Genomic DNA, 26,999 nt, shown 5'->3' with positions numbered 1-26,999 from the left:
CCATCGGGTGTCTGACACGGAATGGTTCAACCGACAATGAAGGAGCTGACATGAGTCGTACGCCGCTGATCTCGGGCAACTGGAAGATGAACCTCAATCACTTCGAGGCGATCCAGACCGTGCAGAAGTTGCACTACCTGATCCCGAAAGGTGCGATGGACGACGTCGAGGTGTCGATCCATCCGCCGTTCACCGACATCCGGTCGGTGCAGACGTTGATCGAGAGCGAGGAACTCGATTTTGCGCTCGGGGCGCAGCACTGTCACTTCGAGGACAGCGGAGCGTTCACTGGCGAGGTGAGTCCCGCGTTCCTGGCGAAGCTCAACACGAAATACGTGATCTGTGGGCACAGCGAGCGTCGGGAAGTGTTCGGCGAGTCCGACGAGATGGTCAACGCCAAGGTGCTGGCGATCCTGAAGCACGGCATGACGCCGATCATGTGCTGCGGCGAGACGCTCGCCGAACGGGAAGCGGACGAGACCGAGTCGAAGGTGGTCGGACAGATCGTGGCCGGCCTCGCGGGTGTCTCCAACGAACAGATCGCGTCGCTCGTGATCGCGTACGAGCCGATCTGGGCGATCGGGACGGGCAAGACGGCGACCTCGGAGGATGCGCAGACGGTGTGCGCGGCGATCCGGTCGAAGGTCGCCGAGATCGCCGGCGACGACGCGGCGAACACCGTGCGGATCCAGTACGGAGGATCGGTCAAGGGCGGAAATTCACCCGAATTGATGAGTCAACCCGACATCGACGGTGCACTCGTCGGTGGAGCGAGCCTCGACCCCGACGAGTTCGCCCGCATCATCCAGTTCAACGGCTGACCTCGGGATTCCGCTCGACTCGGGACGGCTCCCACGCTGACTGCGTTCGGACCACCTCCTGCGTCGGCGTTCACCAAGCTGAAACACTGGTCGCTACCCGTCGGTAACGATCGCTGCTATGGTCGTCCATCTCTGGTTCACCGGGGAGGGTTCCAGAGTCCCGATCTCGGTCGGGGTGGCTGAGTTGAACGCCGGTATCGGGTGGTATCCGGGCGGTTCCTGAGCCGACCAGAACTCCCGTTCTGACGTCCAAGGAGGACAACTACGTGAACACGACACGACGCACCACCAAGGTGTTGTCTCTCGTCGCCGCCGCGTCCGTCGCCATTGCCGCTTGCGGCAGCGACGACGATTCCGGTGACACCGACGAGGACACCACCGAGGCAACGGATGCCGCCGAAGGCGACACCGAGACCACCGAAGCGATGGAAGAGGGTGACACCGAGACCACCGAAGCGATGGAGGAAGGTGACACCGAGACCACCGAGGCCATGGAGGAAGAGGGCGAGGAGGCCGAGGGTGGCGAGTCCGCCGGAGGCGCCAGTTTCGCCTACGGCAACGCCCAGGAATTCAGCAACTACAACAACAACCTCGGCACCTCGAACTCGGTGAAGAACTCGATCATCCTGAACGAGGTCCAGCCGAATCCGTTCAACTTCGCCGGCCCCGACGGTGGCCTGGTGCTCGATGAAGAACTGATGGACTCAGCGGACGTCACGAGCGAAGACCCGCTGACGATCGAGTACGTCGTCAACGCCGATGCGGCGTGGTCCGACGGGGAGCCGATCGACTGTGACGACTTCCAGTTGCAGTACTACGCCAACAACGGTACGTACCTCCAGCTCGACGATGCCGGTGAGCCGGTCGTCGACGAGGAGACCGAAGCAGAGGTGTTCCTCTTCGACCTCGTCGGGACCACGGGCTACGACCAGATCGACACGCTCGAGTGCTCCGAGGATGGCAAGACCATCACGGCGACCTACGCCACGCCGTTCGCCGACTGGCAGTCGCTCTTCGGTGGGCAGGTTCCGGCTCACGTGATCGCACGCGAGTCGGGGATCGACGACATCATCGGAGCGTTCGAAGCCGATGACCGCGAGTCGATCGAAGCCATCGCCGAGACCTACAACACCCTCTACACCGTCGATCCGGGCACGATCAACCCCGACACGATGCTGTCGGGCGGTGCGCTGGCCTTCGGATCGTGGGAAGCCGGACAGAGCTTCACGCTCGTCCCGAACGAGAACTACTGGGGCACGCCGGCCGCCAGCGAGGAGATCGTCGTTCGCTACATCGCCGAAGAGGCCCAGGCCCAGGCGCTCGCGAACGGTGAGATCAACGCGATGGACCCGCAGCCCACTCCTGACCTGCTGGGTCAGCTCGATTCGGCCGAGGGTGTCACCGTGGAGCCGGGTGGCCAGTACACCTGGGAGCACTTCGACTTCAACTTCAACAACGAGGCCTTCCAGGACTTCGCTGTTCGTGAAGCGTTCGCCAAGTGCCTGCCCCGCCAGCAGATGGTCGACAACCTGATCGTCCCGCTGCAGCCGGAAGCCGAGATCCTGAACAACCGCTGGATCCAGCCGTTCGAGCCGGGCTACGAGGACACCTCCGGTGGCCTGTACGACGAGGTCGACATCGAGGGCGCTCAGCAGATTCTGGCCGACGCCGGCCTCGAGGGCATGGAGGTCCGCATCGGTTGGTTCGACAACGGTGGCAACCAGCGTCGTACCGACCAGGTGGCACTCACCATCGAGAGCTGCAACCAGGCCGGTTTCAACATGGTCGACGCCGGCTCGGAGACGTTCTTCGACGTCGAGCTCGCCGCGGGTGACTGGGACATCGCGATGTTCGCGTGGGCGGGCAGCCCGCTGCGTTCGGGTGGCACGGCCACCTACCGCCCCGGAACCGGGAACAATGTCGGCGCCGTCGACATCCCGGAGATCCAGCCGCTGATGGACGAACTCGAGCAGTCGCCCGACCCCGAGCGTGTGGACGAGTTGGCGAACGAGATCGACACCATCCTGTGGGAAGAACTGGCGACCATCCCGGTCTTCAGCTTCCCGGGTGTCGTGGCCTACTCGGACAACGCCGATGGCATCGTGTACAACCCGTCGCAGAACGGTCTGACGTTCAACGCTGCGGAGTGGCAGCTCGCCTGATCCCGAGGTGATGGACGTCACACCGACGTCTCCTGTGAGAGAGTGAACGGGGTGGGGTATCGGGAAATCCCGATACCCCGCCCCGGCTCACGACACACCCATCATGTTCTTCTTCATCCTTCGCCGCCTTCTCATCTCGATCCCGATTCTCCTGGCATCGAGCGTCCTGATGTTCTTCCTGGTCATCAACTCGGGCGACCCACTGTTCGATCTCCGCGCGTCGACCAATCCGAACGTCGACCAACTGATCGCCGCCCGGCGCCAGCGCCTCCGCCTCGACGACTCCGCCTGGGAGCGTTACTGGGACTGGGTGACCGGCCTGTTCGCCGGCGACTTCGGCCAGAACCGCGAGGGCCAGAACGTGTCGACCCTGCTCTGGCAAGCGGTCCAGACCACGTTCCGGCTCGTCGTGCTCGCCACGATTCTGTCGATCGTCATCGGCATCGTGTTCGGGATCATCACCGCCGTTCGCCAGTACAGCGTGCTCGACTACTCGTCGACGTTCGCCGCTTTTCTCTTCTTCTCTCTCCCGGTCTTCTGGGTCGCCGTGCTCCTGAAGGAGTTCGGCGCGATCAAATTCAACGACTTCCTCGAGGCGCCCGGACTTTCGACCACGGGAATCGTGCTGCTCACCGCGACCGGGTCGTTCTTCGTGTACGGCCTCGTCGGCGGAGGTCGAAAACGCCGATTGACGGCCGCGGCCATCGCCGCGGCCGTCCAACTGGTCGCGCTCGTCGCGATCGATCGCACCGACTGGATGCTGAATCCAGGATTGTCGCCGCTCGTGATCGCCATACTCGGCGCGGTCGTCGGCGTCGGTGCCGCGGCGATCTTCGCTCCGCTATCGACGACCCGCGTGCTCCTGGCTGCGTTGGCCTCGGTGGGCGTCGGGCTGATCGGCGCGACGTTGTTCCAGGGCTGGATCGAGGACCCCAACTGGTCGAAGCTCCTCTTGCTGTTCCTGTTCACGCTCGGCACGGGCGTCGGCGTCGGCGCCCTCGTCGGCGGTGAAGTCGACCGTCGGCTCGCGATGCGCGCCGGCGCGGTCAGCGCCTTCGGTGTCGCGGCGATCATCCTGTTCGACCAGTTCATCTCTGCGTGGGGGCCTGGCCGAACGATCGGCACCGTCGGGCCCCAGACCCCGAACCTGACCGGGACGTTCTGGGAGCGGATGGTCGATTACGCCGGCCATCAGATCCTGCCGTCACTCGCACTCGCGCTGATCGGGTTCGCCACCTTCATGCGTTTCACGCGGTCCTCGATGCTCGACACGATGAAGTCCGACTATGTCCGCACCGCCAAGGCGAAGGGTCTCCCGGGGAACCAGGTCATCTTGCGCCACGCGTTCCGTACGGCGCTGATTCCCGTCATGACCGTCGTGACCATCAGCTTCGCCACCGTCATCGAGGGGGCCGTCATCACCGAGACCGTCTTCGGCTGGAAGGGCATGGGACAGCTCTTCGTGGAGGGCCTGCAGAACGTCGATCCGTATCCGGTCATGGGCTTCATGGTCGTCGTTTCGGTGTCGATCGTGCTCCTCAACGCGGTGGCCGACATCATGTACGCCTATCTCGATCCGAGGATCCGCCGATGACCGCTGACACCGATCACGCAGGACGCACCGGTCAAGGCGCGGACCGGATCGATGCCGACGGCATCCTCGAGGTCGGCGCCGACGACTCGGGCATGGCCGTCAAGGCTCGTTCACAGAAGCAGATGGTCACGCGTCGCTTCTTCCGGCACCGCCTCGCGATGGTGTCACTGGCCGTGCTGATCGGCGTGATCGTGCTCGCCTATGCCGGGCTGTGGTTCTGGGATCTGCCCTACGACCAGAGCGGCACCGTCGTCAACGGTGGGCAGGCGACGATCGACCTAATCCCGTGGATCGACGGCGACGGCCTGGCGTTGGGTCAGCACCCGTTCGGCCAGGACAACATCGGCCGCGACTACTTCGCGGTCACCCTGAAGGGCGCGCAGGGTTCGATCACGGTGGCGATACTCGCCGGGCTGATCGCCACGACGGTCGGCACCATCGTCGGAGCGCTCGCCGGTTTCTATCGGGGCAAGGTCGATTCGTTCCTGATGCGCATCGTCGACGTGCTGTTCACGATCCCACTGCTCCTGCTCGCCGCCGTGATCGGTCGCCGGTACGAGACCGAGGGGGTCATCGTCGGGGCGTTGATCATCGCCTGTCTCGCATGGTTGACGACGGCCCGCGTCATTCGCGCCGAGTTCCTGTCGCTGCGTGAGAAGGAGTTCGTCGAGGCAGCACGTGCGCTCGGGGCGTCGAACCGTCGGATCATCTGGAAGCACATGCTGCCCAACGTGATCGGTTCGGTGATCGTGTCGGCCACGCTGTTGATCTCGGCGGCGATCCTGATCGAGGCGGCGCTCGCGTTCCTCGGTTTCGGCGTCACGGATCAGTCGCTCGGCCAGCAGGTGCAGACCTATCGCACGGCGTTCAACGTCCGGCCGTGGCTGTTCTGGTGGCCGGGTATCTTCATCATCGTCATCGCCCTCACGATCAACTTCATCGGCGACGGCCTGCGCGATGCGTTCGATCCCAAGCAGACGCGAGTTCGTCAGTGAGCCAGCTGGCAGCCCATCTCGAAACTCCGCCGACCACGGAGGTGATGCTCAGCGTCAACGACCTCAAGGTGTCGTTCCCGACCGACGACGGACTCGTCGAGGCCGTGCGGGGCGTGTCCTACGAGGTGAACCGGGGAGAGGTCTTCGCGATCGTCGGGGAGTCCGGCTGCGGGAAATCGGTGTCGACCATGGCGCTGATGGGACTCCTCCCGAAGACCGCCCGCATCGAAGGTCACGCGACGTACCTCGACCAGGATTTGCTCGGCATTCCCGAGCGCGATGCGCGTTCGATCCGGGGGAGCCGGGTGTCGATGATCTTTCAGGATCCGATGACCTCGTTGAATCCCGTCTACACGATCGGTCGACAACTGGCCGAGGCCGTGCTGGCGCATCACCGCGTCGCGCCGAAGGTGGCGATGGAACGAGCGATCGAGATGCTCGACGTCGTCGGCATCCCGCAGGCGAAGACCCGCGCCAAGTCGTACCCGCACGAGTTCTCGGGCGGAATGCGTCAGCGGGTGATGATCGCGATGGCGATCATCAACGACCCCGACGTGATCATCGCCGACGAACCCACCACGGCGCTCGACGTGACCGTGCAGGCGCAGATCCTCGAGACGCTGCTCGAGGCGAAGGAGAAGGTGGGTGCCTCGATCGTGTTGATCACCCACGACCTCGGTGTCGTCGCTGGAGTGGCCGACCGCGTCGGTGTGATGTACGCAGGACGTTTCGTCGAGATGGGTGACGTCAACGAGATCTTCCACGCGACACGCATGCCGTACACAGCGGGTCTGCTCGGCTCGATCCCCGACCTCGACTCCGATGTCGAGGCGCTCACACCGATCGAGGGTTCCCCGCCCAGCCTCATCAACCCGGCCCCGGGCTGCAAGTTCCGCGCCCGTTGTCCGATGGCGCGTGCACGATGCGCCGAGGAGGAACCGGCGCTGGCGGCCACCGACCGTCCGGGGCACACGGCGGCCTGCTTCTTCTCCGATGAACTCATCGGCGACCCGAATGCCTCGGAGATCTTCAAGCCCGAGTGGACCGAACGGACCGTCCAGTGACCGAACCGCTGCTCGAAGTCCGCGATCTGGTGAAGCACTTCCCGATCATGGGTGACGGTCTGATCAAGCGCGAGGTCGACCAGGTCCAGGCCGTTTCCGGCGTCTCGTTCGACATCGCGGCCGGCGAGACCCTCGGGTTGGTCGGCGAGTCCGGTTCCGGCAAGAGCACGACCGGACGGGCGATCCTTCGGCTGCACGAGCCGACGTCGGGCACCGTGCGCTACGACGGCCACGAGGTCACCGAGATGAGCGACCGGGACCTGCAGGCGCTCCGCCAGAACGTGCAGATCGTGTTCCAGGATCCGTACGCCTCGCTGAACCCGAAGCTCCCGATCAACGAGATCGTCGGTGAGCCGTTCGTGATCCACACCAGTCTCAACCGGCGCGAACGCGGTGAACGAGTCGCCGAGCTGCTGGCCGACGTGGGCTTGCAGCCCGAGCACGGCAACCGCTACCCGCACGAGTTCTCCGGTGGTCAACGACAACGGATCGGCATCGCCCGCGCCATCGCGCTCGACCCGGACTTCGTCGTGCTCGACGAACCGGTTTCGGCGCTCGACGTCTCCGTCCAGGCCGGCGTGCTCAATCTGCTCCGCAAGTTGCAGGACGAGCGCAACATCGCGTACCTGTTCATCGCCCACGACTTGTCCGTGGTCCGCCACGTTTCGGACCGGGTGGCGGTGATGTATCTCGGAAAGATCGTGGAGATCGGCGACCGGAAGGCGCTCTTCCAGAACGCCGCTCACCCGTACACGCGAGCGCTGATGTCTGCCGTGCCCGTCGCCGACCCGCACCGCGAGCGGACCCGCGAGACGATCACGCTGGAAGGCGACGTGCCGTCGCCGATCGATCCGCCGTCGGGGTGTCGCTTCCGGACGCGGTGTTGGCGGGCCACGGAGATCTGCGCTGAGCAAGAACCGGAGCTGACCGAGTACACCGATGGGCTCCAGACAGCGTGTCACCATCCGGTCGGTCCGGATGAGGTCATCACGCGTGCCGAGGTCGCTGCGGCGATGGCGAAGCACGCTTGAGCGGCTCGGAACGACGCGAGGCGGGATCGGAGAGCAGCCGGTCGATCACGCTCCATTCGTCCTGGTTCGGCATCATCGCGGCCTCGCTCGGGGCGGTCGGTCTCTTCGCCGTGGCGATCGGCGTCCTCGCCATCGCCGGAGTCGGATGGGTCTCGGTCGTGGTGGCGCTCGTCGCCATCGCCTTGGGAGCAGTCGTTCTGTTCGACATGCCGATCGCGACGACCTTCGACGTCGATGGTGTCGAACGACGAACGCCATTGCGACGGCACCGCATCTCCTGGGACGACATCGCCGGACTTCAGCGGATGCCGCGCGGGGGGATCCGTCGAGCCACCTCACAGCGTGCCGGCGGAATCGTCGCTCGACGTGGTGGACGTCAGATCCTGCTGGTCGATCGGATGGAGGGACGGCGTGAGCACGCCGAGCTGCGCGAGATCGTCGATACGGACACGCTCGAGACGGTGTTCGGTGGTCTCGACTCGCCGCCGCCGAATCGCACTCCGACGTGGGTCCGACGCAGCAAACGGTGGAAGCCCGACGAAGGTGAGAGCGGCCGCTGACGGAACTGCCCGATGCCGAAGCCACGAGGCGGCTGGAGTCGCGGCCGCGGGCCTGACAACCTGGTGTCATGAGTTCCGCGAGTGTGCTGTCGACGTTGCTCGACCCGGGCCGGTTGGTGGTCGCAGGCAGGCTGGTCGAGTCGCCGCAGAACGTCGACGACCTGGTCGACGCCACTGGGCTCGATCGCCGGTCGGTGCTCGAGGCGCTGGCCTCGCTCCACGAAGCGGGGCTGGTCCGGCACGACACCGCCGGGTACCGGATCGAGGAGCGAACGCTCCGGGACCTTGCACGCGAGTGCTCCGACAATCCAGACGTCGACCCGTTCGTTCGTCGCGGAATGACCGACGACGAGGCCGACGTGCTCGCACGGTTCTTTCGCGGTCGGACACTCGTCGAGGTTCCCACCCAGCGGGCGAAACGGTTGGTGGTGCTCGAACGGCTGGCGCTCGAGTTCGAGATCGGGCGGCGATATCCGGAGTCCGAGGTGAATGAGGTCCTCGGCCGATTCCATGCCGACGTCGCTGCGCTGCGCCGCTACCTCGTCGACGACGAATTCCTGGATCGCTCGGACTCGCTCTACTGGCGGAGCGGCGGCCGCACCGATGCGTGAACCGGCTCCCGCGGTGGCCGGCGCGCCTCGAAGACGGCGTTGCGTCGATAGGCTCCCGACCCGTGCGTGATGTGATGCTCTACGTGACTCTGGTGATCAACGTCGTGTCGATGTTCGCGTTGATCGCCGGCATCCTGTTGCACAGTGGACGTGGCGGCGGCCTGTCGGACATGTTCGGCGGCGGCGGGGGAGCGGCGCTGGGCTCGACCGCAGCCGAGCGCAACCTGAATCGGATCACCTTCGTGTTGGCCCTGGTCTGGATCTTCTCCCTCCTGGGTGTCACGTTCCTGCTCGAGTGAGACACCCGCAGACGTAGGGTGAGCTGCCGGGGCGTCAGGAGGGTGTCACGATGAGAATCTCCGAGCGGGTCGACAATGCCGTTCGGGCGATGGCCGAACTCGCCGTGGTCGATGCGCCGTCACTCAAGGCCGAGGTGATCTCGCGGAACCAGGGCATTTCGCTCAAGTACCTGCTCGACATCATGCGCGACCTCAAGCGCGCCGAGCTCGTCCGTTCGAAGCGTGGGCCCGACGGCGGATACGCGTTGTCGCGTCCGGCCGACGAGATCTCGTTGGCCGACATCTTCCGCGCCATCGACGGCCCGCTTGCCGATGTCCACGACGAGAGTCTGCGTGGACTGGAGTACCCGGCGCCCGCTGAATCGTTGCCGCGCGTGTGGATGGCGATCCGTGGCAGTCTGCGCAGCGTGCTCGAAACGGTCACGGTCGCCGCCCTGGTCGAGGGCCGGTTGCCGCCGGAGGTGGCCGATCTCGCCGCGACGTACGAGGCCACGACCGACGAGCGCCACGGCGCCTGACGACGGCATCGCCGAATGTGGCACATGTCAGATCTCCGGGTGGCGCGACGGTTCCCGCTATTCTCTGTAGAGATAGTAGACAATCGTTCTGAACGAACGGTGGGGAGACATGACAATGACGGCGACGACAACGGATGAGCTCGCGGAGAACGTCTCCACGGCGCGTCTGACCCACTTGCAGCGCTTGGAGGCCGAGGCCATCCACATCATGCGCGAGGCGGTGTCGGAGAGTGACAATCCGGCGATGCTCTACAGCATCGGCAAGGACAGCTCGGTCATGCTGCACCTCGCGATGAAGGCCTTCCATCCCTCGAGGCCGCCGTTCCCGCTCGTGCATGTCGACACGACGTGGAAGTTCAGTGAGATGTACGCCTTCCGGGATCGGACGGCGAAAGAGCTCGGGATCGATCTGGTCGTGCATCAGAACCCCGATTGCATCGCGCAGGGGATCAACCCGTTCGACCACGGGTCGGCCACCCACACCGACATGTGGAAGACCGAGGGTCTGAAGCAGGCGATCGACATGAACAAGTTCGACCTCTGCTTCGGCGGCGCCCGCCGCGACGAGGAGAAGTCGCGAGCCAAGGAGCGGATCTTCTCGGTGCGCTCTCCTCAGCACCAGTGGGACCCGAAGCGTCAGCGCCCCGAGTTGTGGCAGATCTACAACGCTCGCCGCAGCCCCGGTGAAACGCTGCGCGTGTTCCCGATCTCGAACTGGACCGAACTCGACGTGTGGCAGTACGTCCACCTCGAGCAGATCCCGATCGTGCCGCTCTACCTCGCGGCGCCGAGGCCGGTCGTGCACCGTGACGGCACCCTGATCATGGTCGACGACGACCGGTTCCAACTCCGTGACGGAGAGGAGCCCGAGATCAAGAACGTGCGCTTCCGCACGCTCGGTTGCTACCCGCTGAGCGGCGCGATCGAGAGCGACGCCGACACGCTCACGGGCGTCGTTCAGGAGATGCTCCTCGCGACGACATCAGAACGCGAGGGCCGTCTGATCGACACCGACTCGGCCGGCTCGATGGAGAAGAAGAAGCAGGAAGGGTATTTCTGAGATGGCGCACGTTTCCGATCTCATCGCCACCGACATCGAGGGCTACCTCCGGTCGCACCAGTACAAGTCGCTGCTGCGGTTCATCACGTGCGGCAGTGTGGACGACGGCAAGAGCACGCTCATCGGTCGGCTCCTGTTCGAGTCGCACATGGTGTTCGAGGACCACCTCGCGCAACTCGAAGCCGATTCGGCCAAGGTGGGCACGCAGGGCACCGATCTCGACTTCGCCCTCCTTCTCGACGGGCTGACCGCCGAGCGCGAGCAGGGCATCACGATCGACGTCGCGTACCGGTTCTTCTCCACCGAGAAGCGCAAGTTCATCGTCGCCGACACGCCGGGTCACGAGCAGTACACCCGCAACATGGTCACCGGCGCATCGACCGCCGACGTCGCGGTGCTGATGGTCGATGCCCGCAAGGGCGTGCTCACCCAGACCCGGCGTCACAGCTATCTCGTGTCGTTGCTGGGAATCAAGAAGATCGTCGTCGCCGTCAACAAGATGGATCTGGTCGACTACTCCGCCGCCGTGTTCGACACGATCTGTGTGGAGTACCGCGAGTTCGCCGAGCAGATCGGGCTCGACGACGTGACCTTCATCCCGGTGTCGGCGCTGAAGGGCGACAACATCGTCGAGCCGAGTCCGGCGATGCCATGGTTCGACGGCTCCACGCTGATGGGCTTCCTCGAGGACGTTCCGGTCGACGATCCCGACGCCGACGATTCGGTTGCCGCCGGACCGTTCCGGATGCCGGTGCAATGGGTCAACCGGCCGAACCTCGACTTCCGTGGATTCTCGGGGCGCATCGTGGGCGGCACCGTCCGTCCGGGCGACGACATCCGCGTTCTCCCAGCCGGTACCACGAGCACCGTCGACCGGATCGTCACGAAGGACGGTGATCTCGATCAGGCCGTCGCCGGACAGTCGGTGACGATCACGCTCGCCGACGAGATCGACGCGAGCCGCGGCGACCTGATCTGTGCGGGTGGCGCTCCCGCAGAGGTCGCCGACCAGTTCGAGGCCCACGTCGTGTGGATGCACGAGGATGAGATGCTGCCGGGACGGCCGTATCTGATGAAGATCGGGACTCGCACGGTCGGCGTGTCGATCGCGCATCCGAAGTACCGGGTCGACGTGAACACGCTCGAGCGTCTCGCGGCGAACAATCTGGAACTCAACGAGATCGGGGTGTGCAACCTCAGCCTCGATCGTGCGGTCCCGTTCGACCCGTATGACCAGAACCGGGACACCGGCTCGTTCATCATCATCGACAAGCTGACGCAGAACACGGTCGGTGCCGGCATGTTGCACTTCGCTCTTCGGCGTTCGCACAACATCCACTGGCAGGACGTCCGCGTCGACAAGGCGGCCCGCGCTGCGCAGAACAGTCACCAGCCGGGTGTCGTCTGGTTCACCGGACTGTCGGGTTCGGGGAAGTCGACGATCGCGAACATCGTCGAGTCGAAGCTCCACACCCTCGGGGTGCGGACGTACCTGCTCGATGGCGACAATGTTCGTCACGGCCTGAATCGGGACCTCGGGTTCACCGACGTGGACCGGGTGGAGAACATCCGCCGGATCTCGGAGGTGTCGGGCCTAATGGTCGACGCCGGCATGATCGTCCTCGCGTCGTTCATCTCGCCGTTCGCGGCCGAGCGCCGACTCGCCCGAGATCGGGTCGAGGACGGGGAGTTCGTCGAGGTCCACGTCGACACGCCGTTGGCGCTCGCCGAGGAACGCGACCCGAAGGGCCTGTATGCGAAGGCGCGGGCGGGCGAGCTCGAGAACTTCACCGGGATCGACTCGCCGTACGAGGTTCCCGAGTCGCCCGAAGTGCGCATCGACACGTCGATGACGACCGCCGAGGAAGCCGCCGACGAGATCGTCGAGGCGCTGCGCCGGCGCGGCATCATCGGTTGACCGGAAGCCCGCTCCTGCAAGGTGGGAGCGGGCAGAGGTGGGGCTATCATCAGTGCCCCAACACCACGTCGAAGTGGCGGAATTGGCAGACGCGCTAGCTTGAGGTGCTAGTGCCCTATTAATGGGCGTGGGGGTTCAAGTCCCCCCTTCGACACCAAACGAAATGACGATGTTGACCAGGGTTCCGGCCCTGGTCAACGACGTTTTCGGGAGATGCCGCTTGCGCGGAGGTTTGACGACACGCGGGGGCGGCGCGGCTCGTTGCAGCTTTCGCGATGACGGCGGCTCGGTACGATGCGGTGCATGAGGATCGGGGAGCTGGCCGAGTCGGCAGGTGTCACCACCAAGTCGATCCGGTACTACGAGTCGATCGGACTGCTCGACGAACCGAGACGCACCTCGTCCGGATACCGCTCCTACGCGCTCGAGGCCGTCGAGCGACTGGAGTTCGTCAAGCAGGCGCAGTCGTCCGGATTGTCGCTCGCCGAGATCAAGTCGATCCTCGAGATCAAGGACCGCGGAGGTCAGTCGTGCGAGCACACACGGAGCTTGCTGCAGGCGCACCTCGCCGATCTCGATCGCAAGATCGCCGAACTCCAGGACGCCCGGGTCGAGCTCCGGAAGATGTACGACCGCGCCGAGTCACTCGACCCGGCGGCGTGCACCGACGAGAACCGCTGCCAGGTGATCACGGAAACCGTCGACGCACGCTGAGCGCCGCGCGAGTGACGTGACGCGCGTCACTTGACCTTCCAGTGGACTGGAAGCCGTACGGTGTGGGTATGAGTTCTCCAGTCGTGGAACAGAAGGCCGTTCTCGATGTCGACATCGAAGGGATGACGTGCGGGTCGTGCGCCGCTCGCGTCCAGAAGACGCTCGAGCACCAGCACGACGTCGACCACGCGGACGTCAACTTCGCGACCGGTCGTGCCACGGTCGTCGCGCGTTCTGGCATGTCGCTCGACCTCGACGAGCTGGGCCACGCCGTGCGCGCAGCCGGCTACGAACTCATCGACGACAGGGGATCGGGCCGAGACGCCGACTCCTCGTCCGCGATCGCGCGTGCGGAGCAGACCGACGCCGCCGAAGCAGAGGACCGCGCGCTGTGGTTCCGCCGGGCGGTGATCTCGGCGCCGATCGCACTGTTCATGTTGTCGACGATGCTGTACCACGAGACGGCGATGGAGACCGAGTGGCTCCGCTGGCTGCAGTTCGTGCTCGCCATCCCCGTGCAGTTCTATGTCGGCTGGCCGATCCTCGTCGGCGCGGCACAGCGGGCGCGACACCTCAGCGCGAACATGGACACGTTGATCGCCATGGGCACGCTGTCGGCCTTCACGTTCAGCACGTATCAGCTCGTCACCGGGGGAATGGAGCTCTACTTCGAGGCGTCCGTGGTGATCATGTTCTTCATCACGCTCGGGCGCTACCTCGAAGCCCGAGCCAAGGGGCGAGCGGGTCAGGCCCTCCGCTCGCTGGTCGAGCTCGGTGCCAAGGAGGCGCGACGCGTGCACGACGGCGTCGAGGAGATGGTGCCGGTGGAGGCGATCGAGGTCGGCGACCTGGTGAAGATCCGACCGGGGGAGAAGGTCCCTGTCGACGGTGAGGTCGTCGACGGATCCAGTGCGGTCGACGAATCGATGCTCACCGGCGAATCGCTCCCGGTCGACAAGGAGCCGGGCGACGACGTCGCTGGAGCCACGGTCAACAGCTCCGGCGTGCTGACGATCCGGGCGACTCGCGTCGGAGCGGAAACGGCGCTGGCCCAGATCGTCAAGCTCGTCGAGGACGCGCAGACCGGAAAGTCCGGCGCCCAGCGCCTCGCCGACCGCATCTCCGCGGTGTTCGTCCCTGTCGTCATCTCGATCGCGCTCCTCACGTTCGTCGGTTGGGCGGTCATCGGAGGGAGCGTCAGCGACGGTGTGTACGCCGCCGTTGCCGTGCTGATCATCGCCTGCCCCTGCGCGCTCGGACTCGCCACACCGATGGCGATCATGGTCGGAACAGGTCGTGGCGCTCAGCTCGGCATCCTGATCAAGTCGGTCGACGTGCTCGAACGGACGCGCCGGATCAGCACGGTGGTGTTCGACAAGACCGGCACGCTCACCGAAGGGGCGATGTCGGTCACCGACGTCATCGCGCTCGACGGTGTCGATGATTCCGAACTGCTCGCGAAGGCGGGCGCGGTCGAAGCCGACAGCGAGCATCCCATCGGCCAGGCGATCGCCGCGGCGGCCAGGGAGGCCCAGGGAGCCCTTGCGGAGGTCACGGACCTCGAGACCATCGTCGGACAGGGCATCCGCGCGGACGTGGACGGCACGACCGTGTGGGTCGGTCGCCGCACGTTGGCGAAACAGGCGGATCTCGCGCTCGCGGACGGACTCGAAGCGGCCGCAACCGAACTCGAACAACAGGGACGCACCGCGGTGTTCGCCGGTTGGGGCGGAAGCATCCGCGGAGTGATCGCCGTCGCCGACACGGTGAAGCCGTCGGCCGCCACGACGATCGAGCGTCTCCACGATCTCGGCCTGTCGTCTGCGATGATCACCGGTGACAACGCCCGGACCGCCGAGGCGATCGGGAACAGCGTCGGAATCGATCGCGTGATCGCTGAAGTGTTGCCCGAGGACAAGCAGGCCGAGGTCGAGCGGCTCCAGGCCGCCGGGGAGATCGTGGCGATGGTCGGAGATGGGGTGAACGACGCGCCGGCGCTCGTGCAGGCCGACTTGGGAATCGCCATCGGTACCGGGACCGATGTCGCGATCGAATCCAGCGACCTCACTCTGATCCGCGGCGATGTGGGCGGGGTCGTGTCGGCGATCGAACTCTCCCGTCGGACGTATCAGACGATCGTGCAGAACCTGTTCTGGGCCTTCGGCTACAACACCATCGCGATCCCACTCGCTGCAGCGGGTCTCCTCAATCCGTTGATCGCCGGGGCAGCGATGGCGTTCTCGTCGATCAGCGTCGTGTTGAACAGTCTCCGCCTGCGCCGCTTCTCGCCGGGAGGCTGAGTTTCGGCCGGACCGAGCCGTCCGTCGGAGTGGGTCAGGTGGCGGCGGTGACGAGCCAGACGGTGACGATCACGACGAACACCAGCAGGATCGCTTCGGACGTGAGGACGGATCGCAGTCGGCCGGACAGGAGTGGATCGTCCGGATCGGAGTTCAGGGCAGGCAGGAGTCGGAAATGGTTGTAGGCGCCGCAGAGCGCCGCGAGTCCGACCGCACCGGACTTCAGCAGCAGGAGCTGACCCCATTCCGTCCCCGTGAGGTCGCCGAACGAATCGAGAATGGACACCGCCATGATCAGGCCGGCGACAACCACTGCAGCCAGTGCCACAGCGGCGACGGTCGAGAACCTCACGACGAGGTCGAGTGCACGCGAGGGCCGGCCTCGTCGGCGGCGTGACCAGACGACAGCGACCATCGCGACCACGCCCCCCACCCAGATCGAACCGGCGGCGACGTGCACGGAGTTGGTGACGGCATGAAGCGGTCGCCACCCCTTCGACACCGTGTGACCGTCGAACCAGAACGAGATCACCATCAGCGCGCAGCCGACGAACGCGAGCGTCGATGCTCGGGTCGGCACCCACAGCTGCGGTGAGCCTCGGCGGAGATCCTCGCTCGCCGACTCGCCGACCGGCGGCACCACGGGGGAGGTCACGTTCGGGCTCGTCGAGGTGTCGGCAGCCGATGACAGCGACCGCGGCGTCGGCCCGGCGGCGACGATGACCGCCCGCAGACCGAGCGCGACGGCCAGACCGGCGACGATCCGCATGGCGGAGGCCGTTCCCGGCGAGGATGTCCAGGCATCGGTGAGCGACTCGTCTGCGATGCTCGCGACCCCGCCGTACTCGACGGCGGCGCCGATCGCGACGACGACCCCACTGATTCGCACGGCGTCGACCGACCGACGGATCTCCGCGCGTTCGCCGCGCAGGGTTGTCCACAGGAACGCGAGACCACCGATCGTCAACGCGATCGCCGGAAAGCTCAGCAGCCGGCCGATCGTGGCCTGTGTTTCTCCTGGTCCACCGGCATCGACCGCGAGGAATTCGTCCAACGACGTGTCCTCATCACCCGAGTCCGGCGGCGCGTCGTCGGTGGTGCCCGCGGAGATCGTCGTCGTGGTCGCAGCGCTGGTTGCCGTGTCGGCGACATCGGTCGTCGCTGGACTGGCGGCGGGGGTCGGAGCGGTCGTGGGCGGCGGAATCGTGGTCGACGGCGCTGTCGTCGTCGTGGTGGTCGTGGGGAGCGGCGCGGTGACGGTGAACGAGAACGCCCCGCTGATCGGATGCCCATCGGCGGAGAGCACGTTCCACCGGATGCCGATGTCGCCTCCGGCGAGCGCAGGGTCGAACGACAGTGTGAACACCTGGTTGTCCACCGTCGACACGTCATCCGGCTCGCGGATCTGGCCCGAGGCGTCGAGGGCGACGAATCCGTCTCCCGATTCCTCGGCTTCCCCCGTGAAGACGAGCGACACCGACTCCACCGGCGCGTCCACGACGTCGCCGTCGGACGGGGTCGAACCGGAGAATTCGGTGTGAGCGCTGACCGGTCCGCCATCCATCGCAAGACCGGCAGCCGCGGTCAGGGCGATGAACAGGACAGCGACGACGTGACGGACGAAGCGTCGAGTCGTCGATGTGACCGGGAACGACATGGTCAGAGCCTAAGGTCGGAATGTCTCTCGACGTTGGCGTGGAGCGGGTCCCGGAGGTGGAGTGATTCTGCTGCTCGCGTCGACCGAGCCCTGGTGCGTCCGTCATCGAAAGGTAGGGAGCCTTAACGGAAACTGTGAAATCGGGTTGCGAACGCTCTACGCTCCGCCCGGTGAACGCATCCAGCAGCTCCATTCGTCTTGCCGCCGTGGGAGTGGTCGTCGCTCTGGGCGTCGCCGCGTGCGGCGGGAGTGACGGCGACGAAGAGACTGAAGCGACGGTGACGGACACCGCTGCCGTCACGGAAGCGGAGGAGTCCTCGCGCGCCACCGACGCACCCGACACGGCCCCGGACACCAGCGCACCACCCGCGACCGAGTCGGTCGAAACCGCACCGAGCACCGAGGCCGTCACCGCGGAGAGCCCATCGACCTCGGAGGCGACGAGTGACGCCGTCGACGTCGGCCGAGTCGTCGTTCTCGGCGAAGAATCGGTCCTCGCCGACCTGCTCGCTCTCGACGTTCCGGTGGTCGCGTCGAGTGCCACGGTTCCCGATGCCGGCTTCCAGGGGATCGAGGACGACACGGAGGGCATCGAGATCTTCGACTACCTCAACACGAGCCTGGAGGAACTGGCGACGCTCCAACCCGACCAGGTCATCGTGTGGCAGTACATCGTCGATCAGGTCGGTCGCGAGCAGCTGGACGGGCTCGGTGCCGAAGTGCTCGTCATTCCGGACGGCACGACCTCGCGGGAACGCGTGGAACTCTTCGGGGAGCACTTCGGGCGCGAGGCCGAAGCGGAGGGGCTGATCGCCGATCTCGATGCCGCGTACGCGGTGGGGAGCGAGCAGGTGCCCGAGGATTGCGCGGCCTCCGTTGTCGCGATCTACCCCGGTCCGAGTCCCGCAGTCTTCGCTCGTCCGGTGTGGGCGGTGCCGCTGGCCGTGGACACCCTCGGGTGTGAACTCGTTCCGTCGGGTGACGAGATCGAGACCGACGGCAACGGACGGGCCTACCTGTCCCTGGAACAACTCGAAGTAATCGCCGGACCGGAGTTGATCCTGTTGCAGAACGACACCGTCACGGGCGACACCGAGGCCGTCGAAGAGATCGAACAGAATCCGATCTGGGGCCAGCTCCCTGCCGTGGCGTCCGGCGACGTGACCGTGATCGACCGCCTCGGCTATCCGGGCCTCGTCGGCGAGACGCGGGTCGTCGACGAGTTGGTCGCGATCTTCAACGGCTGACGCCGTCCGCCTCCGCTCGGTCAGCCGGGCTCGGACTCGTGACCGGCGCGTTGGGTCAACAGCCCGGCATATGCGTCCTCGCCGCGCGCCACGCCGGTCACGACCTTGTAGACGGACTCACAGATCGGGAGGTCGAGGTCGTAGCGCTCGGCGAACACGTGGGTGATCCGCGCGGTCTTGACCCCCTCGGCCACCATGTTCATCTCGTCGAGGATGTCGCCGATGGCTCGACCCGCTCCGAGTTGCTCGCCGACGTATCGGTTTCTGCTGTGCGTGCTGACGCAGGTGGCGACGAGGTCGCCCAAGCCGGCCAGGCCGGCGAATGTCGCGGGTTCACCGCCCATCGCCTCACCGAGGCGGGAGAGTTCGGACAACCCGCGGGAGATGACCGCCGAGCGTGTGTTGTCGCCGGTCGCCAGCCCCTGTGCCATGCCGGCAGCGATGGCGATCACGTTCTTGAGCGCCCCGCCCATCTCGCAACCGATGACGTCGTGATTGGTGTACACGCGGAACAGCCCGCACTGGAACACGTGCTGGAGCGCAGCGGCGACCTGGAGGTCTTCGGTCGCGATCACGCTGGCCGCCGCTTGGCCGGCCATGATCTCCTTCGCCAGGTTCGGGCCGCTGAGCGCGGCGGCCGGGTGGCCGGGCAGGACGTCGCGAATGACCTCGGTCATCCGCAGCAACGATTCTTCCTCGATCCCTTTCGTCAGGCTGACGACAGGGATCCAGGGGTGGATGAACGGCTTCGCGGCGTCGAGAGTCGACCGGAACGCGTGCGACGGAACGCCGACGACCACGAGGTGTGCGTCGCTGACAGCGGCCTCGAGGTCGTGCGTCGCGTCGAGTGACTCGGGCAGTTCGAAATCGGGGAGATACCGGCTGTTCCGGTGCTCGCTCCGGATCTCGTCGGCCACGTCCTCGTCGCGTGCCCAGAGACGTACGTCGTGACGCCCAGCACACAGTGTTGCAACCGTCGTTCCCCACGATCCGGCACCCAGAACCGACACCTTCATGATTTCCCCCTCGTGTGTTCGTGCAGGACCGTACCGCGCTCGGGGGCTGTGGGTCAGGTTGATCGTCGCGCCGTCTGTCGGACGAGCCCTCAGGCCTCCTCGACGTCGAACGTCGCGGCGAGGTCGTCGAGGATCGCGTGGGCGCCGTAGAGGCCGACACCGCTCATCCACAGGTCATCGAGCACCGGACGGGCACGATCCTCCTGGACGGCGGTCAGGCTGCTCCAGAGCGGACGCTGCTCGAGCTCGGAGAAGGCGTCGGTCGCGGCGGGATCGTCGTACACCGTGTAGAACAGCCAATCGGCATCGGCGAGCGGCAGCTCCTCCTCGCTGATGACCGCCACGAATTCCTCCTGATCCTGCTGGCTGTCGGGGCGCGCGAGACCTGCGTCCGCGAGCACCGTTCCACTGAAGCTCACCGGCTGGTACAACCGGATCTCACCGAGGAACCGGACGACGGAGATGGTGGGTGACGCGGCGACCTCGTTGATCTCGGCACCGACGGCGGCCGCTCGGGTCGTGTACTCGTCGACGAGCGAATCGGCCAACTCCTCGCGCCCCGTTGCCTCGGCGACGAGGGCGAGGTTGTCCTTCCAGCCGCCACCGCCCGACTCGGTCATTACCGTCGGGGCGATCTGGCTGAGCTCTTCGTAGAGCGCCTCGTGGCGCACCCTCGACGAGACGATGAGATCGGGTTCGGCCGCGAAGATCGCTTCCAGGTTCGGCTCGAGCAGGTCGCCGACCCACACGGCATCGTCGGCGTTCTCCAACGCCTCCCCGAAGTACTCCGGGAGTGCGCCGTCGGGGTCCTGATAGGTCGTGTATCCGGCCAGATCGAGCCCCAGGGCGAGCACGGGGTCGGTGAGCGACCGGTCGAGCGACACGATGCGCACCGGCTCCGCAGGGACGTCTGTCTCACCCTGAGCGTGGACGACGGTTCGGGGGAAGGCGGCAGGCGGCACCTCGGTGGTGGGCGGCGCCGGCTCGGTCGTGGTCGACGCGGCGGCGGTGGTCGTGGGCTCGGTCGTCGCCTCCGTTTCCGTCGCGTCGCTCACCGGCGGCGCGGAGGATTCGGGTTCGGTGTCGGCCGTCGATGCATCGTCGGACGCAGAATCGGAGTCGCTGCCGCAGGCCGACAGCCCGACCGAGGTCGCGACGGCCAGGCCGAGGATCAGCCGTCGGCAGGACCGCGAGGAACGCGATCGGCGGATCGGCGACGTGGAGGAGTTGCGGGGGATCATGGGGGAATCTGCCTTCGTCGGGATCGGTGGAACGGTAGGTGACCCTAACAATCCATGTACGCTGTTCCGGCATGCTCGACGACATCGACATCCTCCGACAGCACCTCAACGACGGCCACGCCGACACGATCGGTCTGATCGGTTCCTTCCTCGCGAGAGGCGGCGTCTCCGACCCGACGGCCGTGAGCTCGACTGCTTCGCTCGAGTGCGTCGAGGCGAGCGGACTCGACGTCGAGGTCGACGTGTCCGGCGCCCCCGTTCTCTTTCGTCACGACTTCGGAAAGGTGTGCACCGATTCCGAGGCGGTTCGCGTCGAGATGTTCGGTCTGCTCACGGCGGCGCGCGCGTGGGCAGGGAGCGACATCGCACTGACCAGCCTGGAGCGGGAACTGGCGGGCGACATCTACTCGACGTTCGTCACACAGGTCGTCGGGGTGGAGGACATCACGCCGACGTTGCGCCAGATCACGTTCGGCATCGGACTCGACGAGTTCGAGTCGACCGGAGGCGATCAGTTCCTGTACGTGTTGCTCCCACCATCCGGGCGTTCCGAACTGTCGGTCGACTCGACGTTCTCGTGGCAGGCGTACGAGTCGATGCCCGAGTCCGAGCGGCCGCTCGGTGCGTACTACACCGTCCGTCGATGGCGACCTGAGGCTCGTGAACTCGACATGTGGTTCGTGCTCCACGGCGACGCCGGAGCGGCATCGTCCTGGGCGTCGACCGTGGAGGTGGGTCAGCCGGCCGCGCTGTGGGGGCCGCGTCGAGTGTTCGACCCACCGGGTACCACCACGTCGTATCTGTTCGTGACCGATGAAACCGGATTCGGAGCCGTGGCGGCGGTGCTCGACGAACTGATCGCAGCCGACGCGGACGTCACCGCACAGGTCGTCGCCGAATCCGATGGCGTCGATGGACGGATCGAATTCCCGAGTGGTGCGGGTGTCGACGTGAGCTGGGTCGACCGCCGGGGACGGGCTCCTGGCACGACGTCGGTGTTGCTGGACGCCGTACGGGAACTCGAGATCGGGCCCGGCGTGTACGCGTTCGGAGCGGCTGAGTCCCGGCGGATCACCGCCGTCCGTACGTATCTCCGCGAGACCGTCGGACTCGACGCAACCCAGGTCTCGATGACCGGATACTGGAGGTCCGCATGAGCGAGCAGTTCGGGACCGTCGAGGGGGTCGACTGGCTCAGCCCGTCCATGGTGCGTGTGACATTCGGCGGGCCGGGGCTCGATTCGTTCGTACCGACCGAGTTCACCGACCAGTACGTGAACGCGCTGTTCGTCCCGGAGGGAGCGTCGTATGTCGCCCCGTTCGACCCGGACGCGGCGCGCGGCCTCGATCCCGAGCTCCGGCCGAGGGGGCGGCGCTACACGATTCGTGCGTGGGATCCCGAGCGCCGCCGCGTGACGATCGATTTCGTCGCGCATGGCGATGTCGGCTTCGCCGGTCGTTGGGCGCAGCGAGCGAAGGTCGGCGACACCCTCCAGCTCGCAGGTCCGAGCGGCGGGTACCGGCCCGACCCCGGCGCGGACGCCTACCTCTTCGTCGGCGACGAGAGCGCGCTGCCGGCGATCGCCGCCTCGCTCGAGGTCCTTCGTCCGGACATCCCGTGCACGGTCGTCGCGCTCGTCGATTCACCCGAGCACGAGATCGAGCTGCCGACGGGCGACTCGATGTCCGTGAGCTGGTGTCACCGTCGCGGCGCGGCCGATTCGGCGACGATGCTCGTCGACGTGGTCCGTGCGCTGGACTGGCCGGTTGGTGCGGTCGATGTGTTCGTACACGGCGAGGCGCACGAGGTGCGTGCGGTTCGGCGGTTCCTGCTGGCCGAGCGGGGCGTGTCGCGGGAGGAATCGTCCATCTCGCCGTACTGGCGGCGCGACCACGATGACGAGGCCTGGCGCGCGGTCAAACGCGACTGGATCGTCGCTCAGGCGGCCGACGTCTGACGACTGGCGCTACGCGGACCGGCGGAGTACGGCGACCAGGAAGTCGGAGTCGTCCGAGAACGGGCGCAGGTCCCAGGTGGACAGCGTGACCTCGACGACGAGTCCGGCCGCCTGCACGTCGTCGAAGAACTCGTCGAATTCGTATCCGCGTTCACCACCGAATCCCACGACCGCCCGCCCATCGGTCGCGAGGTGGGAACGGAATCCGCTCAGCACCGCGCGCCGGGTGCTCGCAGCGAGGAAGGCCATGACGTTTCCGGCGCACACGATGACATCGAAGGCCGGATCGACGCCCCGCGACGCCAGGTCCAGCTCCGCCAGATCGCCCACGAGCCATGTCGGGCCCGGATGGTCGTTCTCGGCCGCGGCGATCAGGATCGGATCGACGTCCACGCCGACCACCGTGTGGCCGGCCCGTGCGAGCGCGCCTCCGGTGCGGCCAGGACCGCAACCTGCATCGAGAATCCTGCTGCCGCGCGTCGACATCGCGTCGATGAGTCGAGCCTCGCCGTCGAGATCCATGCCGTTCGCGGCCAGGTCACGGAACCGTTCGATGTATCGGTTCGAATGCTCGGGATCTTCGTTGGTGATGTGCACCCATTTGCTCTGTTCGACCACGGGTCGACCGTATCGGAAGGCGTCCCCGTCCGACCGGTGCAACCATTGACCGCGTCAATGGCAAGGATAGAAGCCATCGGGTTGGACGATCGGACGTCCGTTCGTATGGTGGTCGTCGTTCCAACCACCCCCAAGCAATATCAGGAGCTTCCCCCATGAACACCTCATTGATCAACACCGAGATCGAGCCGTTCGCGGCCACCGCATTCCACAACGGTGCCTTCGTCGACGTCAGCGATGCCGACCTGCGTGGCAAGTGGTCCGTCGTGTTCTTCTACCCGGCCGACTTCACGTTCGTCTGCCCGACCGAGCTCGGTGACCTCGCCGACAACTACGCCGAGTTCCAGAGCCTCGGTGTCGAGGTCTACGCCGTGTCGACCGACAAGCACTTCACCCACAAGGCGTGGCACGACAGCAGCGAGACGATCAACAAGATCACCTACCCGATGATCGGCGACCCGACCGGTCAGATCACCCGCAACTTCGGTGTGATGATCGAAGACGCCGGCATCGCCGAGCGCGGCACCTTCGTGATCGACCCCGATGGCAAGATCCAGATCATCGAGATCAACGCCGGCAACATCGGCCGCTCGGCCAGCGAACTGCTCCGCAAGATCATGGCGGCCCAGTACGTGCGTGCGAACCCGAACGAGGTCTGCCCGGCCAAGTGGGAAGAGGGCAACGACACCCTCGCCCCGTCGCTCGATCTCGTGGGCAAGATCTGATCCGATGATCCTCGACGCTCAACTCACCGAGGCGCTCCGCGCCCATCTTCCCAAGATCGTCCAGCCGATCGAGCTGGTCGCGTCGCTCGACGACAGCGCCACCAGCACGAAGATCACCGAGCTCCTCGGTGAGTTGGACGTCCTGTCCCACAACATCAACGTCCGGCTCGACGGCGACGACGATCGTCGCCCGTCGTTCCGGATCTCGCGCATCGACGACCCCGGCGTGGCCGTTGCCTTCGGCGGACTTCCGCTCGGCCACGAGTTCACCTCGCTCGTCCTCGCGCTGTTGCAGGTCGGCGGCCACCCGGCCACGGCCGATCCGGATCTGCTCGACCAGATCCGCGGCATCCAAGGCACGCACCGCTTCGAGACCTTCTTCTCGCAGACGTGTCAGAACTGCCCGGACGTCGTGCAAGCGCTCAATCTGATGAGCATCCTCAACCCGAACATCGAGCACGTCGCGATCGACGGAGCGGCGTTCCAGGACGAGGTCGAACAGCGCGACGTCATGGCGGTTCCCACGGTGTTCCGCAACGGCGAGAACTTCGGCTCGGGTCGGATGACCCTCGACGAGCTCGTCGGAATGATCGACTCCGGCAGCGCCGAACGCGCCACCGAGAAGATCGATGCGATGGACCCGTTCGACGTGTTGATCGTCGGCGGCGGTCCCGCCGGCTCGTCGGCTGCCGTCTACGCGGCTCGGAAGGGTCTGCGGACCGCTGTGGTCGCGGACCGCTTCGGCGGCCAACTGCTCGACACGCTCGGCATCGAGAACCTCATCTCCACTCCGTACATCGAGGGTCCGACGCTCGCTGCCGAGTTGGAGGACAACGTGAAGAAGCACGATGTCGAGATCATCACCGGTCAGCGCGCCGACCGACTCGACGCCGCCACCGCCCTCGGCGGTCTGCACGGCATTGCGTTGGCCGACGGCGGGTCGCTGCAGGCCCGATCGGTGGTCATCTCGACCGGCGCCCGTTGGCGCAAGATGGGCGTGCCGGGTGAGGGCGAGTACGCCAACCGCGGCGTCGCCTACTGCCCCCACTGCGACGGCCCGCTCTACAAGGGCAAGCGCACGGCGGTGATCGGCGGCGGCAACTCCGGCGTCGAAGCGGCGATCGACCTCGCCGGGATCGTCGGTCACGTCACGCTCCTCGAATTCGCCGACGAACTGCGCGCCGACGAGGTCCTGCAGGCCAAGCTCCGCAGCCTCCCGAACGTCGACATCATCGTGAGCGCGATGACGACCGAGGTGATCGGCGACGGCAAGAAGGTCACCGGCCTCACGTACCGCGACCGCAACGACGAGTCCGAGCACACCGTCGAACTCGACGGGATCTTCGTCCAGATCGGTCTGCTGCCGAACACCGAGTGGCTCGAGGGCACCCTCGAGCTGTCGGAGCGGAACGAAATCGAGATCGACGGCCACGGCGCCACGTCGATCCCGGGAGTCTTCGCCGCCGGCGACTGCACGACCGTCCCGTTCAAGCAGATCGTCGTGTCGATGGGCGCCGGATCGACGGCGATGCTCGGCGCGTTCGATCACCTGATCCGGACGTCACAGGCCGATTCGGCCCCCGCCGCGTGAGCAGTCGCGTCCGGGGTGTCGCGCCCCGGACGCTACGTTCGCGCGGCATGAATCTCCGTGATCTGGAGTACGTGGCGGCGGTGGCCGACCATCGTCACTTCGGGCGCGCGGCCGAAGCGTGTGGGGTCAGCCAGCCGACGCTGTCGGCCCAGATCCGCAAGCTCGAGGACGACCTCGGCGTCGAGCTGTTCGAACGGACGCCCCGCAACATCACGCTGACCGCAGCGGGGGAGCGGGTGCTCGAGCGCATTCGCGTCGTCATCAACGAGGCGAACGGGATCGCCGACATCGCGGCGGAGATGGCCGACCCGGAGTCGGCCACCTTGAGGGTCGGGCTGTTCCCCACGTTGGCGCCGTACCTGTTGCCCCACGTGGTGCCCGAGGTCCGCTCGACCTTCCCGGATCTCGAGCTCCGCCTCGTCGAGGCCAAGACCGACGACATCGTCGACCAGCTCCGTTCCGGGCGACTCGATGTCGGTGTGCTCGCGCTCCCGATCACCGGTGAAGACTTCGCTTCGACGGAGCTGTTCACCGAGGAATTCGTCCTGGCGACCCCGGCGGGTCACCGGCTCGCGACGTCGGGAACGCCGGTCACGCCGCACGACCTCGCCGATGAGCAGGTGATGCTGCTGGAGGACGGACACTGTCTGCGCGACCAGTCGCTTGCCGTGTGCAGCCTGGCCGGGGCGGTGGAAGACACCGAGCTCCGGTCGACGAGCCTCGAGACGATGCGCCAGATGGTGGCCGCGGGGGTGGGGATCACGTTGCTGCCACGCCTCGCCGTGTCGCCGCCGATCGCACCGTCGCCCATGATCTCGATGGTCGAGTTCGCCGAGCCGCGCCCGTCACGGACGATCGCGATGTTCTGGCGCTCCACCAGCGCGCACCGGGCGTTTCTTCCTCGCTTGGCCGAAGTGTTCGCACGCATTCCGAGCGATCTGGGCCCTCCTCGCTGAACACGGTGGCGCGGTCGGTTGACCGAACTCCGCGCGTCCTCACCGGTTGCGGGTGAGGTCGTCGATGCGCTTGCGAGCGAGTGCGGTGAGCCGGGCGATGTGTTCGGGACTGTCCGTGTCGCCGTCGTCGTCGTCGTCGAAGTGGGGTGGTCCGGCGCCGATGGGCACGATGATGGTGCCGTCGGCGCGGATCGTGAAGCTGCATCCATTGCGGGCCCGTCGCGTACGCCATCGGTGACGGTGTTTGTGGGTGTTGTGGGTTCGGCACAACACCGCCGCATTGACTTGATCGGTGCCGCCTCCATCGCGATGCCATTCGTCGACGTGGTCGACGTCGCACCAGT

Annotated in this window: 24 protein-coding genes, 1 tRNA gene and 1 pseudogene; 21 read left to right on the top strand and 5 right to left on the bottom strand. The window is 66.2% G+C overall.

Features of this window, described 5'->3' with window-relative positions:
* Positions 1–50: 50 nt before the first annotated feature.
* From tpiA to ON45_RS01595, 15 genes are all read left to right on the top strand, one after another.
* A complete protein-coding gene (gene tpiA, locus ON45_RS01665) occupies positions 51–821 on the top strand; it encodes a triose-phosphate isomerase (RefSeq protein WP_040491351.1) in 771 nt (256 codons plus the stop codon).
* 266 nt (positions 822–1,087) lie between these two features.
* A complete protein-coding gene (locus ON45_RS01660; protein ID WP_051062255.1) occupies positions 1,088–2,983 on the top strand; it encodes an ABC transporter family substrate-binding protein in 1,896 nt (631 codons plus the stop codon).
* A 103-nt stretch (positions 2,984–3,086) separates the two neighbouring features.
* A complete protein-coding gene (locus tag ON45_RS01655; RefSeq protein ID WP_040491349.1) occupies positions 3,087–4,577 on the top strand; it encodes an ABC transporter permease in 1,491 nt (496 codons plus the stop codon).
* Positions 4,574–5,572: an ABC transporter permease gene (locus ON45_RS01650; RefSeq protein WP_083914061.1), complete on the top strand. Its 999-nt coding sequence runs from the start codon at positions 4,574–4,576 to the stop codon at positions 5,570–5,572. Before ON45_RS01655 ends, ON45_RS01650 begins: the two co-directional genes overlap by 4 nt.
* Positions 5,569–6,636 (top strand): ABC transporter ATP-binding protein, encoded by a 1,068-nt coding sequence (locus tag ON45_RS01645; RefSeq protein ID WP_241432131.1) that lies wholly within the window; start codon positions 5,569–5,571, stop codon positions 6,634–6,636. Before ON45_RS01650 ends, ON45_RS01645 begins: the two co-directional genes overlap by 4 nt.
* Before the next feature lie 47 nt (positions 6,637–6,683).
* The gene (locus ON45_RS01640; RefSeq protein WP_241432132.1) at positions 6,684–7,667 is read left to right on the top strand and encodes an ABC transporter ATP-binding protein; all 984 of its coding nucleotides are present in this window, start codon (positions 6,684–6,686) and stop codon (positions 7,665–7,667) included.
* On the top strand, positions 7,664–8,227 hold the full coding sequence (locus ON45_RS01635; RefSeq protein WP_040491348.1) for a hypothetical protein: 564 nt from the start codon (positions 7,664–7,666) through the stop codon (positions 8,225–8,227). Before ON45_RS01640 ends, ON45_RS01635 begins: the two co-directional genes overlap by 4 nt.
* 68 nt (positions 8,228–8,295) lie before the next feature.
* A complete protein-coding gene (locus tag ON45_RS23570) occupies positions 8,296–8,838 on the top strand; it encodes a DUF2087 domain-containing protein (RefSeq protein ID WP_206537621.1) in 543 nt (180 codons plus the stop codon).
* 62 nt (positions 8,839–8,900) lie between these two features.
* The gene (gene secG / locus ON45_RS01625) at positions 8,901–9,137 is read left to right on the top strand and encodes a preprotein translocase subunit SecG (protein ID WP_206537620.1); all 237 of its coding nucleotides are present in this window, start codon (positions 8,901–8,903) and stop codon (positions 9,135–9,137) included.
* 50 nt (positions 9,138–9,187) lie between these two features.
* Positions 9,188–9,655, top strand: coding sequence for an RrF2 family transcriptional regulator (locus tag ON45_RS01620; RefSeq protein WP_040491346.1), 468 nt, complete (start codon positions 9,188–9,190; stop codon positions 9,653–9,655).
* Positions 9,656–9,764: 109 nt separating this feature from the next.
* A complete protein-coding gene (gene cysD, locus ON45_RS01615; RefSeq protein WP_083914058.1) occupies positions 9,765–10,715 on the top strand; it encodes a sulfate adenylyltransferase subunit CysD in 951 nt (316 codons plus the stop codon).
* Position 10,716: 1 nt separating this feature from the next.
* Positions 10,717–12,633 (top strand): sulfate adenylyltransferase subunit CysN, encoded by a 1,917-nt coding sequence (gene cysN / locus ON45_RS01610; RefSeq protein WP_040491345.1) that lies wholly within the window; start codon positions 10,717–10,719, stop codon positions 12,631–12,633.
* Between the two features lie 67 nt (positions 12,634–12,700).
* Positions 12,701–12,790: transfer RNA gene (locus ON45_RS01605), tRNA-Leu, on the top strand.
* A 146-nt stretch (positions 12,791–12,936) separates the two neighbouring features.
* Positions 12,937–13,347 carry a heavy metal-responsive transcriptional regulator gene (locus ON45_RS01600; RefSeq protein ID WP_040491343.1) on the top strand — a complete coding sequence of 137 codons (411 nt, stop codon included), beginning with the start codon at positions 12,937–12,939 and terminating at the stop codon, positions 13,345–13,347.
* A gap of 68 nt (positions 13,348–13,415) precedes the next feature.
* Positions 13,416–15,647, top strand: a complete 2,232-nt coding sequence (locus ON45_RS01595) for a heavy metal translocating P-type ATPase (RefSeq protein ID WP_040491342.1) — start codon at positions 13,416–13,418, stop codon at positions 15,645–15,647.
* A 34-nt stretch (positions 15,648–15,681) separates the two neighbouring features.
* On the opposite strand, the gene ON45_RS01590 is transcribed toward ON45_RS01595, so the two are convergent.
* On the bottom strand, positions 15,682–17,304 hold the full coding sequence (locus tag ON45_RS01590; protein ID WP_040491341.1) for a copper resistance CopC/CopD family protein: 1,623 nt from the start codon (positions 17,302–17,304) through the stop codon (positions 15,682–15,684).
* 170 nt (positions 17,305–17,474) lie between these two features.
* Here ON45_RS01590 and ON45_RS01585 point away from each other — a divergent pair, with 170 nt between their 5' ends.
* Positions 17,475–18,551, top strand: coding sequence for an ABC transporter substrate-binding protein (locus ON45_RS01585; protein WP_158412123.1), 1,077 nt, complete (start codon positions 17,475–17,477; stop codon positions 18,549–18,551).
* 20 nt (positions 18,552–18,571) lie between these two features.
* Here the strand turns inward: ON45_RS01585 and ON45_RS01580 are convergent, their stop codons facing one another.
* Both ON45_RS01580 and ON45_RS01575 read right to left on the bottom strand, forming a co-directional pair.
* Positions 18,572–19,567 (bottom strand): NAD(P)H-dependent glycerol-3-phosphate dehydrogenase, encoded by a 996-nt coding sequence (locus ON45_RS01580; protein ID WP_040491337.1) that lies wholly within the window; start codon positions 19,565–19,567, stop codon positions 18,572–18,574.
* An 89-nt stretch (positions 19,568–19,656) separates the two neighbouring features.
* On the bottom strand, positions 19,657–20,808 hold the full coding sequence (locus ON45_RS01575) for an ABC transporter substrate-binding protein (RefSeq protein ID WP_051062252.1): 1,152 nt from the start codon (positions 20,806–20,808) through the stop codon (positions 19,657–19,659).
* Between the two features lie 71 nt (positions 20,809–20,879).
* Here ON45_RS01575 and ON45_RS01570 point away from each other — a divergent pair, with 71 nt between their 5' ends.
* Positions 20,880–21,965 carry a siderophore-interacting protein gene (locus ON45_RS01570; protein ID WP_040491335.1) on the top strand — a complete coding sequence of 362 codons (1,086 nt, stop codon included), beginning with the start codon at positions 20,880–20,882 and terminating at the stop codon, positions 21,963–21,965.
* Entirely contained in the window at positions 21,962–22,765 is an 804-nt protein-coding gene (locus tag ON45_RS01565) for a siderophore-interacting protein (RefSeq protein ID WP_040491334.1), read from the top strand. The genes ON45_RS01570 and ON45_RS01565 overlap by 4 nt, the downstream gene beginning before the upstream one ends.
* 9 nt (positions 22,766–22,774) lie before the next feature.
* Here the strand turns inward: ON45_RS01565 and ON45_RS01560 are convergent, their stop codons facing one another.
* Positions 22,775–23,383 (bottom strand): class I SAM-dependent methyltransferase, encoded by a 609-nt coding sequence (locus ON45_RS01560; protein ID WP_040491333.1) that lies wholly within the window; start codon positions 23,381–23,383, stop codon positions 22,775–22,777.
* 155 nt (positions 23,384–23,538) lie between these two features.
* Here ON45_RS01560 and ahpC point away from each other — a divergent pair, with 155 nt between their 5' ends.
* Genes ahpC through ON45_RS01545 form a run of 3 tightly spaced genes read left to right on the top strand, consistent with a single transcriptional unit; the run spans position 23,539 to position 26,655 of the window.
* Positions 23,539–24,108 carry an alkyl hydroperoxide reductase subunit C gene (gene ahpC / locus ON45_RS01555; RefSeq protein ID WP_040491331.1) on the top strand — a complete coding sequence of 190 codons (570 nt, stop codon included), beginning with the start codon at positions 23,539–23,541 and terminating at the stop codon, positions 24,106–24,108.
* A gap of 7 nt (positions 24,109–24,115) precedes the next feature.
* On the top strand, positions 24,116–25,699 hold the full coding sequence (ahpF, locus tag ON45_RS01550) for an alkyl hydroperoxide reductase subunit F (RefSeq protein WP_040491353.1): 1,584 nt from the start codon (positions 24,116–24,118) through the stop codon (positions 25,697–25,699).
* A 47-nt stretch (positions 25,700–25,746) separates the two neighbouring features.
* Positions 25,747–26,655 carry a LysR substrate-binding domain-containing protein gene (locus ON45_RS01545; protein WP_040491329.1) on the top strand — a complete coding sequence of 303 codons (909 nt, stop codon included), beginning with the start codon at positions 25,747–25,749 and terminating at the stop codon, positions 26,653–26,655.
* A 39-nt stretch (positions 26,656–26,694) separates the two neighbouring features.
* Here the strand turns inward: ON45_RS01545 and ON45_RS22880 are convergent.
* Positions 26,695–26,999, bottom strand: a pseudogene (locus ON45_RS22880) (HNH endonuclease signature motif containing protein); the annotation flags it as partial.

The sequence above is a fragment of the Ilumatobacter nonamiensis YM16-303 genome, assembly GCF_000350145.1.
Lineage (GTDB): Bacteria > Actinomycetota > Acidimicrobiia > Acidimicrobiales > Ilumatobacteraceae > Ilumatobacter_A > Ilumatobacter_A nonamiensis.
The sequence above is the reverse complement of the archived record's forward strand: the minus strand, read 5'-3'. Positions and strand labels throughout refer to the sequence as shown.

What these genes read in the sequence shown, in the direction of transcription:
- tpiA (WP_040491351.1), top strand. Translation starts at nt 51, where the DNA reads ATGAGTCGTACGCCGCTGATCTCGGGCAACTGGAAGATGAACCTCAAT.
- ON45_RS01655 (WP_040491349.1), top strand. Translation starts at nt 3,087, where the DNA reads ATGTTCTTCTTCATCCTTCGCCGCCTTCTCATCTCGATCCCGATTCTC.
- ON45_RS01650 (WP_083914061.1), top strand. Translation starts at nt 4,574, where the DNA reads ATGACCGCTGACACCGATCACGCAGGACGCACCGGTCAAGGCGCGGAC.
- ON45_RS01640 (WP_241432132.1), top strand. Translation starts at nt 6,684, where the DNA reads ATGGGTGACGGTCTGATCAAGCGCGAGGTCGACCAGGTCCAGGCCGTT.
- ON45_RS23570 (WP_206537621.1), top strand. Translation starts at nt 8,296, where the DNA reads ATGAGTTCCGCGAGTGTGCTGTCGACGTTGCTCGACCCGGGCCGGTTG.
- ON45_RS01620 (WP_040491346.1), top strand. Translation starts at nt 9,188, where the DNA reads ATGAGAATCTCCGAGCGGGTCGACAATGCCGTTCGGGCGATGGCCGAA.
- cysD (WP_083914058.1), top strand. Translation starts at nt 9,765, where the DNA reads ATGACAATGACGGCGACGACAACGGATGAGCTCGCGGAGAACGTCTCC.
- cysN (WP_040491345.1), top strand. Translation starts at nt 10,717, where the DNA reads ATGGCGCACGTTTCCGATCTCATCGCCACCGACATCGAGGGCTACCTC.
- ON45_RS01600 (WP_040491343.1), top strand. Translation starts at nt 12,937, where the DNA reads ATGAGGATCGGGGAGCTGGCCGAGTCGGCAGGTGTCACCACCAAGTCG.
- ON45_RS01595 (WP_040491342.1), top strand. Translation starts at nt 13,416, where the DNA reads ATGAGTTCTCCAGTCGTGGAACAGAAGGCCGTTCTCGATGTCGACATC.
- ON45_RS01590 (WP_040491341.1), bottom strand. Translation starts at nt 17,304, where the DNA reads ATGTCGTTCCCGGTCACATCGACGACTCGACGCTTCGTCCGTCACGTC.
- ON45_RS01580 (WP_040491337.1), bottom strand. Translation starts at nt 19,567, where the DNA reads ATGAAGGTGTCGGTTCTGGGTGCCGGATCGTGGGGAACGACGGTTGCA.
- ON45_RS01575 (WP_051062252.1), bottom strand. Translation starts at nt 20,808, where the DNA reads ATGATCCCCCGCAACTCCTCCACGTCGCCGATCCGCCGATCGCGTTCC.
- ON45_RS01570 (WP_040491335.1), top strand. Translation starts at nt 20,880, where the DNA reads ATGCTCGACGACATCGACATCCTCCGACAGCACCTCAACGACGGCCAC.
- ON45_RS01565 (WP_040491334.1), top strand. Translation starts at nt 21,962, where the DNA reads ATGAGCGAGCAGTTCGGGACCGTCGAGGGGGTCGACTGGCTCAGCCCG.
- ahpC (WP_040491331.1), top strand. Translation starts at nt 23,539, where the DNA reads ATGAACACCTCATTGATCAACACCGAGATCGAGCCGTTCGCGGCCACC.
- ON45_RS01545 (WP_040491329.1), top strand. Translation starts at nt 25,747, where the DNA reads ATGAATCTCCGTGATCTGGAGTACGTGGCGGCGGTGGCCGACCATCGT.